Origin of the sequence: Bacteroides gallinarum DSM 18171 = JCM 13658 (assembly GCF_000374365.1) — a bacterium.
Lineage (GTDB): Bacteria > Bacteroidota > Bacteroidia > Bacteroidales > Bacteroidaceae > Bacteroides > Bacteroides gallinarum.
In genome coordinates, this window is the sequence record NZ_KB894118.1 from 23,644 (window position 1) to 39,473 (window position 15,830).

Below are 15,830 nucleotides of genomic sequence, written 5' to 3' on the forward strand. Positions count from 1 at the left end.
AGGCACAGAGACACAGAGGGGAAAGTAAAAGCATAAGAGAAAATATATTTTCGATGAATTTTCCTCTGTGTCTCTGTGCCTCTGTGTTCGTCCTAATGCGATTATTTAAAAAAATCTTCTTTTTCAGAACCTTTTAGTCTTGTCGGTGTTAATTAATCAGTTTGAATAATAAAGAATTTAATTAACCAACTTAACTATTAAGGTATATGAAAAAGATTCTAATGTTGCTGGCATTGGCCGGCGTATCTTCTGCTGTCATGGCGCAGCAAAAGACTGAAGTTGTAGAACAAGTTGACATCATCCAGGTACAGGACAAGTACCAGGTAATAACGAATCCGTTCTGGAGTAACTGGTTTTTCTCTATCGGAGGCGGTGCTTCGGTGATGTACGGAGATAACGACCAGCAGTTGGGCGATTTCGGCAAACGTATCAGCCCTACAATGAATATCTCCGTCGGCAAGTGGTTCACCCCCGGGCTCGGATTGCGTTTACAATATAGCGGTCTCCAGGCAAAAGGTTTCACAATGGACCCGTTTGCCGATTATGTAAAGGGAACCCAGCGCGGAAACGGCTCGTATAAGCAGCGCTTCGAATATATGAACTTCCACGGCGACGTGATGTTCAACCTGAATGCCCTGTTCGGCGGATACAATCCCGACCGTGTGTACGAAATCATCCCCTATCTGGGAGCCGGTATCACTCATAACTATACGAAACCGCATCGCCAGGCGCTGGCTATGAATGCCGGTATTATCAACCGCTTCCGTATTTCGGATGCGATAGACATTAACCTGGAGCTGAGTGCTATGGGCGCCGAGGATAAGTTCGACGGAACCGTTGCCGGCAAGGGATATGACGGCGTGTTCAGCGCTACGCTGGGGCTGACGTACCACTTCCCCAAACGCGGGTTCAACCGTCCGGTTCCGCAGTTGATTTCCGCTCTCGAACTCTCTGCCATGCAGCAACAGATTGCTGAAATGGCGGCTGCCAACCAGCAGTTGGAGTCGGCGCTGACCGCTGCACAGAACAGACCGGTAGAAGTTACCGAAACCGAAGTAATCGTAGCCGACCCGAATATCGCGCCGCGTACCGTATTCTTCAAAATCGGTTCTGCCGAGGTATCTCCGCGTGAGGTGATGAACATCTCCTACCTGGCAAAACAAATGCAGGAATTCCCCAACGCTACTTATACCGTCAACGGCTATGCCGACTCTGCAACCGGTACTCCCGAATTCAACAAGCAGTTGAGTCTGAAACGTGCGCAAGCCGTGGTAGATGTTCTGGTAAAGGATTACGGTATCTCTGCCGACCGCCTGAAGATTTCCGCCGACGGTGGTGTGGATAAGTTCGGACAGCCGATTCTGAACCGCGTGGTATTGGTAAAATCTGCCGACTGACAGATAACCGGACAAGAATGATAAAGGCCGTATCCTGCAAAAGGGGTACGGCCTTTTCTATGTTTTTTCACCACAGAGTTGGGGTTCCGCCGAGTTGACGTTTCACGAGTTGAGGTTCCACAAAATAGAAGTTCCACAGAGTTGAAAATTAAAAACTCTGTGGAACTCTGTGTATTCTGTGGTGAACGTGCCCCCTGCTTTATTCTCCGCTGAATTTCTTCACCTGCTCTGCAATCAGTTCCGCATCGTCGAAATAGTTGATTTTCATGGCGCGGCGTACATCGTCCAGCGTTGCCGCTGCGGTTTCGCGGGCGGTTTCGCAGCCTTTTTTCAGCATCTCGTAGATAGCGGGGATATCTTTTTCGAACTCCTTGCGGCGGTTGCGGATAGGCTCCAGCGTTTCCTGCATGATGTTGTTGAGGAAACCCTTCACTTTCATGTCGCCCAAACCGCCGCGCCGATAATGCGCCTTCAGCTCCTCCAGCGAAGGATAGTCGGGCAGGTAACGCTCGAAGTGCTCGGGACGGCAGAAGGCATCCAGGTAGGTGAATACGGTGTTGCCCTCTATCTTGCCCGGGTCTTGCACACGCAGGTGGTCGGGGTCGGTGTACATGCTTCTCACCTTCTTCTGAATCTCATCGGCGGGGTCGGAAAGGTAGATGCAGTTGCCCAAAGACTTGCTCATCTTGGCTTTGCCGTCAGTTCCCGGCAGGCGCAGGCAGGCAGCATTCTCCGGCAGCAGGATTTCCGGCTCCACCAGTGTGTCGCCGTAGATGAAGTTGAAACGGCGGACGATTTCGCGCGCCTGCTCAATCATCGGTTCCTGGTCTTCGCCTACGGGAACGGTGGTGGCGCGGAAAGCGGTGATGTCGGCAGCCTGGCTGATAGGGTAGGTGAAGAAACCCACCGGGATGCTCGTCTCGAAGTTACGCATCTGGATTTCCGTCTTTACCGTGGGATTGCGTTGCAGGCGCGATACGGTGACGAGGTCCATATAATAGAATGTAAGCTCGCACAGCTCCGGTATCTGCGACTGGATGAAGATAGTACTTTTTGCCGGGTCTAACCCGCAGGCCAAGTAGTCGAGAGCTACCTCGATAACGTTCTGGCGTACCTTTTCCGGGTTCTCCATGTTGTCCGTCAATGCTTGCGCATCGGCTATGAACACGAATGTCTTGTCGTACAGTCCGGAGTCCTGCAACTCCACCCTGCGTCTCAATGAGCCTACATAATGTCCAATGTGCAGGCGTCCTGTGGGGCGGTCGCCCGTGAGGATGATTTTCTCTTTTGCCATATCTGTATTTATTGTTTTTCCTTATAAATCCTGTTCATTGTAACGGAATGCAAAGATACCATTATTTTCAACGAATGCAGTGCATTGCCATAAAAAATGCGCGGCAAGAGTCCCGTCCCGCTCCCGAAGCCCTGCTGAAATGCCGGGCGGAGGGCGGCTGTCCCTTCTTCTGCCCCGTCCTTTATTCCTTAGTATATAGGCGGTGGCTTCCGTAGCCGCTTATGCCGATTCCGCTTCCGGGCGTATGCGCCCATTTGCGCAGTTCCGTGGTGGCGGTACTTTTCAGCAGCCCGGTCAGTTGGCAGTAGATGCGCACGGTGAGGTGGGGATTTTCTTCCAGGAATTTCCGGGCGATGTCCAGGCGCTGTTCCGGGGTGTATTTCTGCGAGGAGCTGCGGGGACGCCAGTGGGCACGTTCCAGGCGGCATTTCTGGCGGGTTTCCCCAATCAGCTCCTTGTCGGCGCGGAAGTTGATGTTGCTCACAGCGATGCTCTGGGCGTTGCGGTGCGTGGCTTCCTCGCCGGTCTTTTCGCGCTCTTTGTCCTCGCGCAGGGCAAGCGCAGGCGAAAATACGCCTATCCCTTCTATTTTCACCGAGCGCCCCATAGCCATTTCGTGCGCCAGCGCTTCGCCCAGCTCCAGTATCACCCCCTCGGTCACTCCTTTGGGGAAGGCGCATTTCAGGGATATGTACTCCGCCAGTTCGCGAGTGCCCGTCTGCCCCGTCATAACCATTTGCGGATAGGTAATTTCCTCGCCCGTTCCGTGGATATCGGGCATTCTTTTCATTATGTACTGTGCAGACATCTTTTCCTCGTATTATAAAGTTCGTACCGTTGCAATGCAATCTCGGAATCGAAGTTCAGTTCTTAAGAATCGAACTTCGGTTCTTATAAATTAAACTTTAGTTCCTGTAAATTAAGGTTTAATTCCAAGATTGCATTGCGACAAAAGTAACTATTCTTTTCGGATAAGAAATTTATTACGTTGATTAATTTGCTCAAATCGTAAATAAGTCGTTACTTTGCAAAAATTTTAGAGATAACTATGCAATCGCGGAAAATGAGAAGTACATACAACCTACGCTCGAATGAATTCCATTCGATAGCCGTCGGTTTTTCCTTTTCCGGAAACGATATTTTCAGTTCTTTGGTGATGCGTTAACCCTTATTCGGGTAACGCATTTTTTTTGCCGGAACGCGAAGGATGAACTTAACAGACAACAAGAGAATATGGAAAAGAATTTGAAGAAAGTGCTTGTCTTGGGCTCAGGTGCGCTCAAGATTGGTCAGGCCGGTGAGTTTGACTATTCCGGTTCGCAGGCTTTGAAGGCTTTGCGCGAGGAGGGTGTGAGTTCGGTATTGGTGAACCCGAATATTGCTACGATTCAGACGTCGGAGGGTATTGCCGATAAAGTTTACTTCTTGCCGGTAACTCCTTATTTCGTAGAGGAAATCATCAAGAAAGAGCAGCCCGACGGCATCCTGCTGGCTTTCGGCGGACAGACTGCGCTGAACTGCGGTACGGAGCTTTACCTGAACGGTACTTTGCAGAAGTATGGCGTGCGCGTGCTGGGTACTTCGGTAGAGGCTATCATGTACACCGAAGACCGCGACCTCTTTGTGAAGAAGCTGGACGAGATTCCGATGAAGACTCCCAAAAGCCACGCTGTGGAGAGCATGGAAGATGCGCTGAAGGCAGCCCGCGAAATAGGCTACCCGGTAATGGTGCGTTCGGCGTATGCCCTGGGCGGCTTGGGTAGCGGTATCTGCCCGGATGAGGAAGCGTTCGTCAAGCTTGCCGAAAGCTCCTTCACTTTCTCCAAACAAATCCTGGTGGAAGAATCCCTGAAAGGCTGGAAAGAAATCGAATTCGAGGTAATCCGCGATGCCAACGACCACTGTTTCACCGTGGCGAGCATGGAGAACTTCGACCCGCTGGGCATCCATACCGGCGAATCTATCGTGGTGGCTCCTACCTGCTCGCTCACCGACGGGCAAGTGAAGATGTTGCAGGAACTTTCCACGAAGTGCATCCGTCACCTGGGTATCGTGGGCGAGTGTAACATCCAGTACGCGTTCAATGCCGAAACCAACGACTACCGTGTAATCGAGGTGAACGCCCGTCTGTCGCGTTCTTCCGCACTGGCATCCAAAGCCACCGGTTATCCGCTCGCTTTCGTTGCCGCCAAGATTGCGCTGGGCTATACGCTCGACCAAATCGGCGAAATGGGAACGCCCAATTCCGCTTACGAGGCTCCGCAGTTGGACTACCTGATTTGTAAAATTCCACGCTGGGACTTGACGAAATTCGCGGGCGTGTCCCGTGAAATCGGTTCGAGCATGAAGTCCGTAGGCGAAATCATGTCTATCGGCCGTTCTTTCGAGGAAATCATCCAGAAAGGACTGCGTATGATAGGGCAGGGCATGCACGGCTTCGTGGGCAATGACGACGTGGAATTCGATGATTTGGAGCATGAGTTGTCGCATCCTACCGACCTGCGCGTGTTCGCTATCGCCCAGGCGCTGGAGAAGGGTTATTCTATCGACCGTATTTTCGAACTGACAAAAATAGACCCCTGGTTCCTCGGCAAGCTGAAGAACATCGTGGATTATAAGAATAAGCTGTCGCAATATAATAAGGTGGAGGATATTCCTGCCGATGTATTGCGCGAGGCAAAGGTGCTGGGCTTCTCCGACTTCCAGATTGCGCGCTTCGTGCTGAGCCCGGAAGGCAATATGGAGAAGGAGAACCTCATGGTGCGTGCCCGCCGCAAGGAGCTGGGCATTCTTCCGGCTGTGAAGCGTATCAATACCGTAGCTTCCGAGCATCCGGAGCTGACGAACTACCTCTATATGACGTATGCCGTGCAGGGGTATGATGTGAACTATTATAAGAATGAGAAATCGGTAGTGGTGCTGGGTTCGGGCGCTTACCGCATCGGTTCGTCCGTAGAGTTCGACTGGTGTTCGGTGAATGCTATCCAGACTGCACGTAAGTTAGGGTACAAATCTATCATGATTAACTACAACCCCGAAACCGTGTCTACCGACTATGATATGTGCGACCGTCTGTACTTCGACGAGCTTTCCTTCGAGCGTGTGCTCGACGTTATCGACCTGGAACAGCCGCGCGGCGTAATCGTGTCCGTAGGCGGGCAGATTCCGAACAACCTGGCTATGAAGCTTCACCGCCAGTCCGTTCCCGTGCTGGGCACTTCGCCTATCTCTATCGACCGTGCGGAGAACCGTAACAAGTTTTCTGCCATGCTCGACCAGTTGGGTATCGACCAACCGGCGTGGCAGGAGCTTACCAGCCTGGAAGATGTGAAGGGCTTCGTTGCGAAGGTGGGTTATCCCGTGCTGGTACGTCCGTCGTACGTGCTCTCCGGCGCTGCGATGAACGTATGCTACGACGAGGAGGAGTTGGAGAACTTCCTGAAAATGGCTGCCGAGGTTTCCAAGGAGTATCCGGTGGTGGTTTCCCAGTTCCTGCAGAATACGAAGGAAATCGAGTTCGATGCGGTGGCGCAGAACGGCGAGGTGGTGGAGTATGCTATCTCCGAGCACGTAGAGTTTGCCGGTGTGCACTCCGGCGACGCCACGTTGGTGTTCCCGGCGCAGAAGATTTACTTCGCTACGGCGCGCCGTATCAAGAAAATCAGCCGTCAGATTGCAAGGGAACTCAATATCTCCGGTCCGTTCAATATCCAGTTCCTGGCACGTAACAACGAGGTGAAGGTTATCGAGTGCAACCTGCGTGCTTCACGTAGTTTCCCGTTCGTTTCCAAGGTGCTGAAACGCAACTTTATCGAAACGGCCACTAAGATTATGCTGGACGCTCCTTATGCCCGTCCGGACAAGTCGGCGTTCGATATCGACTGGATTGGCGTCAAGGCTTCTCAGTTCTCGTTCTCCCGTTTGCACAAGGCAGACCCGGTATTGGGCGTGGATATGTCCTCTACGGGCGAGGTGGGCTGTATCGGCGACGACTTCTCCGAAGCGCTGCTGAATGCCATGATTGCCACCGGCTTTAAGATTCCGCGTCCGGAGAAGGGAGTGATGTTCTCCTCCGGCGCCATGAAGTCGAAGGTGGATTTGTTGGATGCCAGCCGTATGCTTTTTGCCAAGGGGTATAAGATTTATGCCACGGCGGGTACTGCCGCATTCCTCAATGCGCATGGGGTGAGCACCGAAGCGGTGTTCTGGCCGGACGAGCGTGCCGATGCCGAGAACAATGTGATGAAAATGATTGCCGAGCATAAGTTCGACCTGATTGTGAATATCCCGAAGAACCACTCCAAGCGCGAGCTGACCAATGGATATAAGATTCGCCGCGGTGCTATCGACCATAACATCCCGTTGATTACGAACGCCCGCCTGGCAAGTGCTTTCATCGAGGCTTTCTGTGAAATGAAAATGGAAGATATCCAGATTAAGAGCTGGCAGGAGTATAAATAATCCGACCGGTATAATCTGTTGCGATATAAAGCGGGCATCCGATTGCGGGCGTCCGCTTTTGTCGTTGTACAGGAGGGGGAGGAAGGGAAGGTTGTAATCTTGCGTCGGTAGTTTTGAGGCGGTTGCGGCTTTATGTCAGTTGTTGTTTTGTGTCGGTTACGGCTTCGCGCCGATTGTGGGTTTGCGACGGTTACGGTTTCATGCCGATTGTCGCTTCGTGACAGTTGTGGTTTCACGTTGATTGTCGCTTCGTGACAGTTGCGGTTTCACGTTGATTGTCGCTTCGTGGTGGTTGCGGTTTCACGTCGATTGTCGCTTCATGGCGGTTACGGCTTTACGCTGATTGTGGTTTCGTGGTGGTTACGGTTTCATGCCTATTGTCGCTTCACGGTGGTTGTCATTCCGGGGGAGGAGCTTGGGACGGTAGGGAAAAAGAAAAAAAGTGAAAGTTTTCATTTCATTCGAATAATCCTTATTTTTGCGGGTATAATGAGTACGGATATAGCGGGTGCGGATATAACGGGCATAGATATAGCAGGCGTAGATTAACGGGTACGGATATAACGGGTACGTTACACGGGAAGTCGTACCGGCAAACTGCATCGGTAAGGATGTGGGAGGTTTTACGTTTAAAAATGGATATATATGGTGAAGAATATACTGTTTGATATGGGCGGAGTGGTATTCCGCCAGAATTCGGAGGAGGCTTACCGCCGCTTCCGGGAGGCGGGCATCGACCCGGACGATTATATGGGCGAATACGGGCAGAAGGGGTTCTTCCTCGATGTGGAAACGGGTAAAATCGGTGCGGATGAATTTTGCCGGAGAATGGCGGAGGCTGCCGGACGCGAATCCGTCAGTTGGGACGAGGCGCAGCATTGCTGGCTGGGCTTTATACGCGATGTTCCGTTGGAGCGGCTCCATAACCTGTCGAAGCTGAGGGAGAAATACCATGTGTGCCTGCTCAGCAATACCAACCCGTTTATCATGGCTTTTACCCGCAGCGACCGGTTCAGTGCCGAGGGCAGGCCGATAAGCGATTATTTCGACACGCTGTTTTGTAGTTATGAAATGCAGGCGTACAAGCCCAATCCGGATATATTCCTCAAAGCGCTTGCCGCCGACGGCATGAAGGCGGAGGAAACGGTGTTCGTAGACGACAGCCTGAAAAATGTCAGGGCGGCGGAAGCGCTCGGCATACGCGGGTTGCATGTGGCTCCCGATGAGGACTGGATGAAGAACCTGACAGCGCTGTTGCGCGGGTGCGGGAGTTTGTAACGGTTTTCCGGTAAAAGTTGAAGTGTAGAACATAATTTGAATGACATATGAATGAAGTGGACAAAATGAGGAGTTCGCAACTGGCGAACACTGCCTCGCCCGAAATCCAGGCGAGATTCAAGCGTGCCAAGCAACTGCTGTTGAAGCTGAACGGTATGAGCGGCTACGATGAGGGGTATCGGGCGGTGTTGGAAGAACTGATACCCGGCATTCCCGCTTCGGCTACCGTCTGGCCGCCTTTCTGCTGCGACCACGGCGACGGCGTGCGCCTGGGCGAGCATGTGTTTATCAATTCCAACTGTACCTTCCTGGACGGTGGCTATATCACGATTGGAGCCTATACGCTGATAGGCCCTTGCGTGCAGATTTACACCCCTCAGCATCCGTTGGATTACCTGGAACGGCGTGTGGAGCAGGAGCATGCTTATCCGGTGACGATAGGCGAGGATTGCTGGATTGGCGGCGGTACTGTTATCTGTCCCGGCGTTACTATCGGCGACCGTTGCATTATCGGTGCGGGGAGCGTGGTAACCAAGGATATTCCGTCCGATTGCGTGGCGGTAGGCAATCCGGCAAGGGTAATCCGCAAAAATGAGGTGAAAAAGTAGCGCGGCTAATTGCTTGAATTTCAATGAGGGTTGGTACGGTACGAAAAAAAACTTGCAAAATAGATTGCTAAAGTTTTGGTAGTTTCAAAATAAGCTGTACCTTTGCATCGCTTTTGAAACGAAAGTGTACGGGCGTTTAGCTCAGCTGGTTCAGAGCATCTGCCTTACAAGCAGAGGGTCGGCGGTTCGAATCCGTCAACGCCCACACAAAATTCCGAAACACTTTCGTTCCTCAAAAGGGCGTTTAGCTCAGCTGGTTCAGAGCATCTGCCTTACAAGCAGAGGGTCGGCGGTTCGAATCCGTCAACGCCCACGTTTGTTTTTAGTTTTTCTATTAGCTTTGCAGCAATGCAAGGCTTTTTTTGTCCCCGTTAACTTCCTTTTTTAATTTATTTTCTCTTTATATCTTATTACTCGGAAAAAAGCCGTAATTTTGCAGCCCGATAATTATCATAAATACGACGTATGAAACTTGATTTACTTACCGCAATCTCTCCGGTTGACGGTCGTTATAGGGGCAAGACGGATGCGCTGGCTGCCTATTTCTCGGAATTTGCACTGATAAAATACCGTGTACAGGTTGAAGTGGAATATTTTATAGCCTTGTGCGAACTGCCTTTGCCCCAGTTGAAAGGGGTGGATAAGGGTGTGTTCGAAACCTTGAGAAACATTTACCGCAACTTCTCCGAAGCCGATGCAGGACGCATCAAGGACATCGAAAGCGTAACCAACCACGATGTAAAGGCGGTGGAGTATTTCCTGAAAGAAGAATTCGATAAGTTGGGCGGAATGGACGATTACAAAGAGTTCATCCACTTCGGGCTGACTTCGCAAGATATCAACAACACTTCTATTCCGTTGTCCGTAAAGGAGGCTCTGGAACAGGTGTATTATCCCCAGGTAGAAGAGCTGATAGCCCAGCTCCGCACGTATGCGGAAGAATGGGCGGGTATTCCGATGCTTGCCAAGACGCACGGGCAACCGGCCTCACCCACTCGTCTGGGAAAAGAGGTAATGGTGTTCGCGTATCGTCTGGAACGCCAGTTGGCCGCCTTGAAGGCGTGTCCGGTCACTGCCAAGTTCGGCGGCGCTACGGGCAATTACAACGCGCATCATGTGGCTTATCCGGAATACGACTGGAAGGCTTTCGGCAGTAAGTTCGTTGCCGGGAAGCTGGGGTTGGAGCGCGAGGAGTATACGACACAGATTTCCAATTACGACAATTTGGCGGCTATCTTCGATGCGATGAAGCGTATTAATACGGTGATGATTGATATGAACCGCGACTTCTGGCAGTACATCTCCATGGAGTACTTCAAGCAAAAGATTAAGGCGGGTGAGGTAGGTTCGAGCGCCATGCCGCACAAGGTAAATCCTATCGACTTCGAAAATGCCGAAGGTAACCTGGGCATAGCCAATGCTATCCTCGAGCACCTGGCGGTGAAGCTGCCGGTATCGCGCCTGCAACGCGACCTGACCGACTCTACCGTATTGCGTAACGTGGGTGTTCCGTTCGGGCATATCGTAATCGCTATCCAGAGTTCGTTGAAGGGATTGCGCAAGCTGCTGCTGAACGAGCCGGCTATCTACCGCGATTTGGATAATTGCTGGAGTGTGGTGGCGGAGGCTATACAGACCATTTTGCGCCGCGAGGCATACCCGCATCCTTATGAGGCGCTGAAAGCGCTGACGCGTACCAACCAGGCAATTACGGAGGCTTCTATCAAGGAATTCATAGAAGGGCTGGATGTGAGCGAGGACATAAAGAAGGAATTGCGTGCGATTACTCCCCATACCTATACGGGGCTTTAAACCGCGGCGGGAGAAGTCCGGAGGGGTTTCAACTTTTTAATCCGGAATTTGTTTATAAAGCTAAAATAAAAGTTATCAGAGATATAAAAGAATGGCCGTGAGGCCAGCAGGTTTAATTTTATTCGAATAAAAAACAATGAGTACAGAAAACGAAACTTGGCGCGAGGCTTCTTCCTCAGAGGAGAGCTCGGATGCCGGCCGTGATGGTAACCAATTTAACAGGGAGGGAAGCTATAGCCGCCCGTCTTACAACCGTGAAAATGGGGACCGCCCTTATCGTCCGCGATTTAATAGTGAAAATGGAGAACGTCCGCAACGTTCTTACAACAGCGACCGTCCTTACCGTCCGCGTTTTAACCCGAATGCGGAGAATGGCGACCGCCCGCAACGTTCTTACGGCAATAGTGCCGGTGGCGACCGTCCTTACCGTCCGCGCTACAACAGTGAAGGCGGCGAGCGTCCGCAGCGTTCTTACGGCAATAATTCCGGTGGCGACCGTCCTTACCGTCCGCGCTACAACAGCGAAGGCGGGGAGCGTCCGCAGCGTCCTTACGGCAATAGTGCCGGTGGGGACCGCCCTTACCGTCCGCGCTATAACAGCGAAGGCGGGGAGCGTCCGCAGCGTTCTTACGGCAATAATTCCGGTGGCGACCGTCCATTCCGTCCGCGCTACAACAGTGAAGGCGGTGACCGTCCGCAGCGTCCTTACGGCAATAGTGCCGGTGGCGACCGCCCTTTCCGTCCGCGTTATAACCCGAACGGCGGCGAGCGTCCGCAACGTCCTTACGGCAACAGAGACAGCTACAGCCGTCCGATTCGCCGTACGGGAGATTACGACCCCAATGCCAAGTACAGCAAGAAGAAACAGATAGAGTATAAGGAACAGTTCGTAGACCCGAACGAGCCGATTCGCCTGAATAAGTTCCTTGCCAACGCAGGTGTATGTTCCCGTCGTGAAGCCGACGAGTTTATCACGGCCGGCGTGGTGTCCGTAAACGGAGAAGTGGTTACGGAGTTGGGAACTAAGATTAAGCGTGGCGACGAGGTGAAGTTCCACGACCAGACGGTGAGCATCGAGCGTAAGATATATGTTTTGCTGAACAAGCCGAAGGATACGGTAACGACTTCCGATGACCCGCAGGCACGCCGTACGGTAATGGATTTGGTGAAGGGCGCCTGTACCGAGCGTATCTATCCGGTGGGACGTCTGGACCGTAATACCACCGGTGTGTTGTTGCTGACAAACGACGGCGACCTGGCTTCCAAGCTGACTCATCCCAAGTACCTGAAGAAGAAAATATATCATGTGCACCTGGATAAGAACTTGACGAAGGCGGACATGGAGCAGATTGCAGCGGGTATCCAACTGGACGACGGCGAAATCCAGGCGGACGCTATCAGCTATACGGACGATTTCAAGAAAGACGAAGTGGGTATCGAGATACACTCCGGCAAGAACCGTATCGTGCGCCGTATTTTTGAATCGCTGGGATACAAGGTGGTGAAGCTGGACCGCGTATTCTTCGCCGGTTTAACCAAGAAAGGCCTGCGCCGCGGCGAATGGCGTTACCTCACGGAACAGGAGGTGAACTTCCTGCGCATGGGGTCTTTCGAGTAATATATAATAAGGTATAATAACTGTTTTATGGAAAAGATTAGTAGAACAAAGATTGTCGACCTGTTGAAGCGCGAGGATTTTGGCGCTATGGTCAACGTGAAAGGCTGGGTTCGCACCCGCAGAGGTAGTAAGCAAGTCAATTTTATCGCGCTGAACGACGGTTCTACAATAAATAATGTGCAGGTTGTAGTGGATTTGGCAAACTTCGATGAGGCGATGCTGAAAAACATCACTACGGGGGCTTGCCTGAGTGTGAACGGTGTGCTGGCGGAATCGGTAGGTTCCGGTCAGAGAGCCGAAATCCAGGCACGTGAAATCGAGGTGCTGGGTACTTGCGACAATACGTATCCTTTGCAGAAGAAGGGGCATTCCATGGAGTTCCTCCGCGAGATAGCCCACCTGCGTCCGCGTACGAATACCTTCGGTGCCGTGTTCCGCATCCGTCACAATATGGCTATCGCCATTCATGAGTTCTTCCATAAGAAGGGGTTCTTCTATTTCCATACGCCTATCATCACGGGTTCCGACTGCGAGGGGGCGGGACAGATGTTCCAGGTAACTACGATGAACCTGTACGACCTGAAGAAAGATGAGAACGGCTCCATTATCTACGACGACGACTTTTTCGGAAAGCAGGCGAGCCTGACGGTTTCCGGACAGTTGGAAGGCGAGCTTGCTGCTACGGCACTGGGTGCTATCTATACGTTCGGACCTACGTTCCGCGCCGAAAATTCCAATACTCCCCGCCACCTGGCGGAGTTCTGGATGGTTGAGCCGGAAGTTGCGTTCAATGATATTACCGACAATATGGACTTGGCGGAGGAATTCATCAAGTTCTGCGTGCAATGGGCGTTGGATAACTGCGCCGACGATGTGAAGTTCCTGAACGATATGTTCGACAAGGGTCTGATAGAGCGTTTGCAGGGTGTCCTGAAAGAGAGCTTCGTACGCTTGTCTTATACGGAGGGTGTCAGGATTCTGGAGGATGCCGTTGCCAAGGGGCATAAGTTCGAATTCCCCGTATATTGGGGTGTCGACCTGGCTTCCGAGCACGAGCGTTACTTGGTGGAGGAACACTTCAAGCGTCCGGTTATCCTGACGGATTATCCGAAGGAAATCAAGGCGTTCTATATGAAGCAGAACGAGGACGGTAAGACTGTACGCGCCATGGATGTGCTTTTCCCGAAAATCGGCGAGATTATCGGCGGCTCCGAGCGTGAGGCCGATTACGACAGGCTGATGAGCCGTATCGAGGAGCTCCATATCCCGATGAAAGACATGTGGTGGTATCTGGATACCCGTAAGTTCGGCTCATGCCCGCACTCCGGTTTCGGATTGGGATTCGAGCGCCTGCTGCTGTTCGTAACCGGTATGACCAATATCCGCGACGTGATACCGTTCCCGCGTACTCCGCGCAATGCAGAGTTCTGATTGCAGGAAACAGACCGGAATAAAGAAAGTCCCGTATAAATTTTTGTTTATACGGGCTTTTTTTATGCGGTAAATTGTTATTTTCTCGAAAGAAATCTTTATATTTGTGTCAGTAGGAATGACATGACGTTAACCAATATCATACGAATATGAAAAAGAATTATTTCTTTACCATGCTGGCGGCGGTGCTGCTTGCGGTAACAGGAGCCCGGGCGCAGGAGAAGGCCGCTTTCGAGCCTGCACATCTGGAAGGTATTTGGCAGTTGTGTCATTATGTGTCTGAAAATCCGGATGTTCCCGGAATATTGAAACCGAGCAATACATTCAAGGTGCTGAGCGACGACGGCCGTATCGTCAACTTTACGATACGTCCTGGTACGGATGCCATTATAACGGGCTACGGCACGTATCGGCAGGTGTCGCCGAACGCGTATAAGGAGAGTATCGAGAAGAACATCCATTTGCCCATGCTGGACAATAAGGATAATATCCTCGAGTTCGAAATGGGCGAGGGCGGCGTGATGTACCTGAAGTATTTCATTGCAAAAGATTTAAACGGAAACGAACTGAATACCTGGTTCCACGAAACATGGAAACGGGTGAATATGCCTCCCGTTTTTCCGGAGGACATCGTTCGCTGACCGAAACCGAATTCCGTTTCATGCCTCCTGCACGTCTCTTGAAATCCTTTGTACGTAAGTGTTTGCGTGTGCAGGCAGGAGTTTTTAGGGTTATCTTCCGGGGATGTCTTCGTTTCCCCGGAAGATAATTTCTTTTTGTTGTATATCAGCCAAGTGCAACTTAAAAAAAAGAAGAAAACGTTTGCCAGTTCTAAGAAAATCCGTACCTTTGCAAGCCGATTATTATCTCATAAGGATAAGCATTTCATTCATAGCGAGTTAATCTCCCTTTGTCCGAGGCGGTTGATTCGTGGTGAAGCAAAACATTTAGTAGTAACATTTAAAAAACAATTAAGAGTGGATACTTTAAGTTACAAGACCATTTCTGCAAACAAGGCGACGGTGACTAAAGAATGGGTCATTGTCGACGCTACAGACCAGGTATTGGGCCGTCTGGGCGCAAAAGTTGCGAAACTGTTGAGAGGGAAGTATAAACCAAACTTTACCCCTCACGTAGATTGCGGCGATAATGTAATCATTATCAATGCCGACAAGGTAAAATTAACCGGTAACAAATGGAATGACAAGGTATATCTGTCATATACAGGCTATCCCGGCGGTCAGCGAGAAATCACTCCTGCTCGTTTGCAGGCAAAACCGAACGGTGATGACAAGTTGCTGAGAAAAGTTGTAAAGGGTATGCTGCCTAAGAACAAACTGGGTGCTCAATTGCTGGGCAATATGTACGTTTATGCAGGCAGCGAGCACAAACATGAAGCTCAAAGCCCGAAATTGATTGATATTAACGCACTTAAATAAGAGATAATGGAAGTAGTAAATGCATTAGGCAGACGTAAAAGTGCAATTGCACGTATTTTCGTAAGCGAAGGTACTGGAAAGATTACTATTAACAAGAGAGACCTCGCAGAGTACTTTCCATCAAGCATTCTTCAGTATGTAGTTAAACAACCGTTGAACAAATTGGGTGTTGCTGAAAAGTACGACATCAAGGTAAACCTCTGCGGTGGCGGTTTTACCGGCCAGTCTCAGGCATTGCGCCTGGCGATTGCCCGTGCACTGGTGAAAATCAATGCTGAAGACAAGGCTGCTCTCCGTGCCGAAGGCTTCATGACCCGTGACCCCCGTTCTGTTGAACGTAAGAAACCGGGACAGCCGAAAGCCCGTCGTAGATTCCAGTTCAGTAAACGTTAAGAGTTGGAGAACGGTTGGGGCGGACAAGTTGCTTAATTCTCGACTTTCACCTCTCAACTCTCAACTGAAAAAGCGTTTAGTATCTAAACTACCGGGACT

Annotated in this window: 12 protein-coding genes and 2 tRNA genes; 12 read left to right on the plus strand and 2 right to left on the minus strand. The window is 51.1% G+C overall.

The features are described 5' to 3' along the window. Window positions 1–206: 206 nt before the first annotated feature. Window positions 207–1,397 carry an OmpA family protein gene (locus tag C233_RS0103840; RefSeq protein ID WP_026314714.1) on the plus strand — a complete coding sequence of 397 codons (1,191 nt, stop codon included), beginning with the start codon at window positions 207–209 and terminating at the stop codon, window positions 1,395–1,397. A 199-nt stretch (window positions 1,398–1,596) separates the two neighbouring features. On the opposite strand, the gene trpS is transcribed toward C233_RS0103840, so the two are convergent. Further along, window positions 1,597–2,691: a tryptophan--tRNA ligase gene (trpS, locus tag C233_RS0103845; protein WP_018666100.1), complete on the minus strand. Its 1,095-nt coding sequence runs from the start codon at window positions 2,689–2,691 to the stop codon at window positions 1,597–1,599. A gap of 181 nt (window positions 2,692–2,872) precedes the next feature. After that, window positions 2,873–3,499, minus strand: coding sequence for an HU family DNA-binding protein (locus C233_RS0103850; protein WP_018666101.1), 627 nt, complete (start codon window positions 3,497–3,499; stop codon window positions 2,873–2,875). A gap of 425 nt (window positions 3,500–3,924) precedes the next feature. Between C233_RS0103850 and carB the strand changes: the two genes are divergently transcribed. From carB to rpsI, 11 genes are all read left to right on the plus strand, one after another. Beyond that, window positions 3,925–7,152 carry a carbamoyl-phosphate synthase (glutamine-hydrolyzing) large subunit gene (gene carB / locus C233_RS0103855; RefSeq protein WP_018666102.1) on the plus strand — a complete coding sequence of 1,076 codons (3,228 nt, stop codon included), beginning with the start codon at window positions 3,925–3,927 and terminating at the stop codon, window positions 7,150–7,152. A 645-nt stretch (window positions 7,153–7,797) separates the two neighbouring features. Next, window positions 7,798–8,430, plus strand: coding sequence for an HAD family hydrolase (locus tag C233_RS0103865; RefSeq protein ID WP_018666104.1), 633 nt, complete (start codon window positions 7,798–7,800; stop codon window positions 8,428–8,430). Window positions 8,431–8,477: 47 nt separating this feature from the next. After that, window positions 8,478–9,038 (plus strand): sugar O-acetyltransferase, encoded by a 561-nt coding sequence (locus C233_RS0103870; RefSeq protein ID WP_018666105.1) that lies wholly within the window; start codon window positions 8,478–8,480, stop codon window positions 9,036–9,038. Between the two features lie 130 nt (window positions 9,039–9,168). Beyond that, window positions 9,169–9,243: transfer RNA gene (locus C233_RS0103875), tRNA-Val, on the plus strand. A 33-nt stretch (window positions 9,244–9,276) separates the two neighbouring features. Next, window positions 9,277–9,351: transfer RNA gene (locus tag C233_RS0103880), tRNA-Val, on the plus strand. Between the two features lie 152 nt (window positions 9,352–9,503). Continuing rightward, complete coding sequence (purB, locus tag C233_RS0103885) at window positions 9,504–10,850, plus strand: adenylosuccinate lyase (protein ID WP_018666106.1); 1,347 nt, start codon at window positions 9,504–9,506, stop codon at window positions 10,848–10,850. A 136-nt stretch (window positions 10,851–10,986) separates the two neighbouring features. Next, window positions 10,987–12,468, plus strand: a complete 1,482-nt coding sequence (locus C233_RS0103890; protein WP_018666107.1) for a pseudouridine synthase — start codon at window positions 10,987–10,989, stop codon at window positions 12,466–12,468. A gap of 27 nt (window positions 12,469–12,495) precedes the next feature. Further along, window positions 12,496–13,899 (plus strand): asparagine--tRNA ligase, encoded by a 1,404-nt coding sequence (asnS, locus tag C233_RS0103895; RefSeq protein ID WP_018666108.1) that lies wholly within the window; start codon window positions 12,496–12,498, stop codon window positions 13,897–13,899. Window positions 13,900–14,048: 149 nt separating this feature from the next. After that, on the plus strand, window positions 14,049–14,540 hold the full coding sequence (locus tag C233_RS0103900; RefSeq protein WP_018666109.1) for a DUF4488 domain-containing protein: 492 nt from the start codon (window positions 14,049–14,051) through the stop codon (window positions 14,538–14,540). Between the two features lie 336 nt (window positions 14,541–14,876). After that, window positions 14,877–15,338, plus strand: coding sequence for a 50S ribosomal protein L13 (gene rplM / locus C233_RS0103905; protein WP_025068948.1), 462 nt, complete (start codon window positions 14,877–14,879; stop codon window positions 15,336–15,338). 6 nt (window positions 15,339–15,344) lie between these two features. Then, window positions 15,345–15,731, plus strand: coding sequence for a 30S ribosomal protein S9 (gene rpsI, locus C233_RS0103910; protein WP_004288304.1), 387 nt, complete (start codon window positions 15,345–15,347; stop codon window positions 15,729–15,731). The last annotated feature ends 99 nt before the right edge of the window (window positions 15,732–15,830 follow it).

What these genes read in the sequence shown, in the direction of transcription:
- C233_RS0103840 (WP_026314714.1), top strand. Translation starts at nt 207, where the DNA reads ATGAAAAAGATTCTAATGTTGCTGGCATTGGCCGGCGTATCTTCTGCT.
- trpS (WP_018666100.1), bottom strand. Translation starts at nt 2,691, where the DNA reads ATGGCAAAAGAGAAAATCATCCTCACGGGCGACCGCCCCACAGGACGC.
- C233_RS0103850 (WP_018666101.1), bottom strand. Translation starts at nt 3,499, where the DNA reads ATGTCTGCACAGTACATAATGAAAAGAATGCCCGATATCCACGGAACG.
- carB (WP_018666102.1), top strand. Translation starts at nt 3,925, where the DNA reads ATGGAAAAGAATTTGAAGAAAGTGCTTGTCTTGGGCTCAGGTGCGCTC.
- C233_RS0103865 (WP_018666104.1), top strand. Translation starts at nt 7,798, where the DNA reads ATGGTGAAGAATATACTGTTTGATATGGGCGGAGTGGTATTCCGCCAG.
- C233_RS0103870 (WP_018666105.1), top strand. Translation starts at nt 8,478, where the DNA reads ATGAATGAAGTGGACAAAATGAGGAGTTCGCAACTGGCGAACACTGCC.
- purB (WP_018666106.1), top strand. Translation starts at nt 9,504, where the DNA reads ATGAAACTTGATTTACTTACCGCAATCTCTCCGGTTGACGGTCGTTAT.
- C233_RS0103890 (WP_018666107.1), top strand. Translation starts at nt 10,987, where the DNA reads ATGAGTACAGAAAACGAAACTTGGCGCGAGGCTTCTTCCTCAGAGGAG.
- asnS (WP_018666108.1), top strand. Translation starts at nt 12,496, where the DNA reads ATGGAAAAGATTAGTAGAACAAAGATTGTCGACCTGTTGAAGCGCGAG.
- C233_RS0103900 (WP_018666109.1), top strand. Translation starts at nt 14,049, where the DNA reads ATGAAAAAGAATTATTTCTTTACCATGCTGGCGGCGGTGCTGCTTGCG.
- rpsI (WP_004288304.1), top strand. Translation starts at nt 15,345, where the DNA reads ATGGAAGTAGTAAATGCATTAGGCAGACGTAAAAGTGCAATTGCACGT.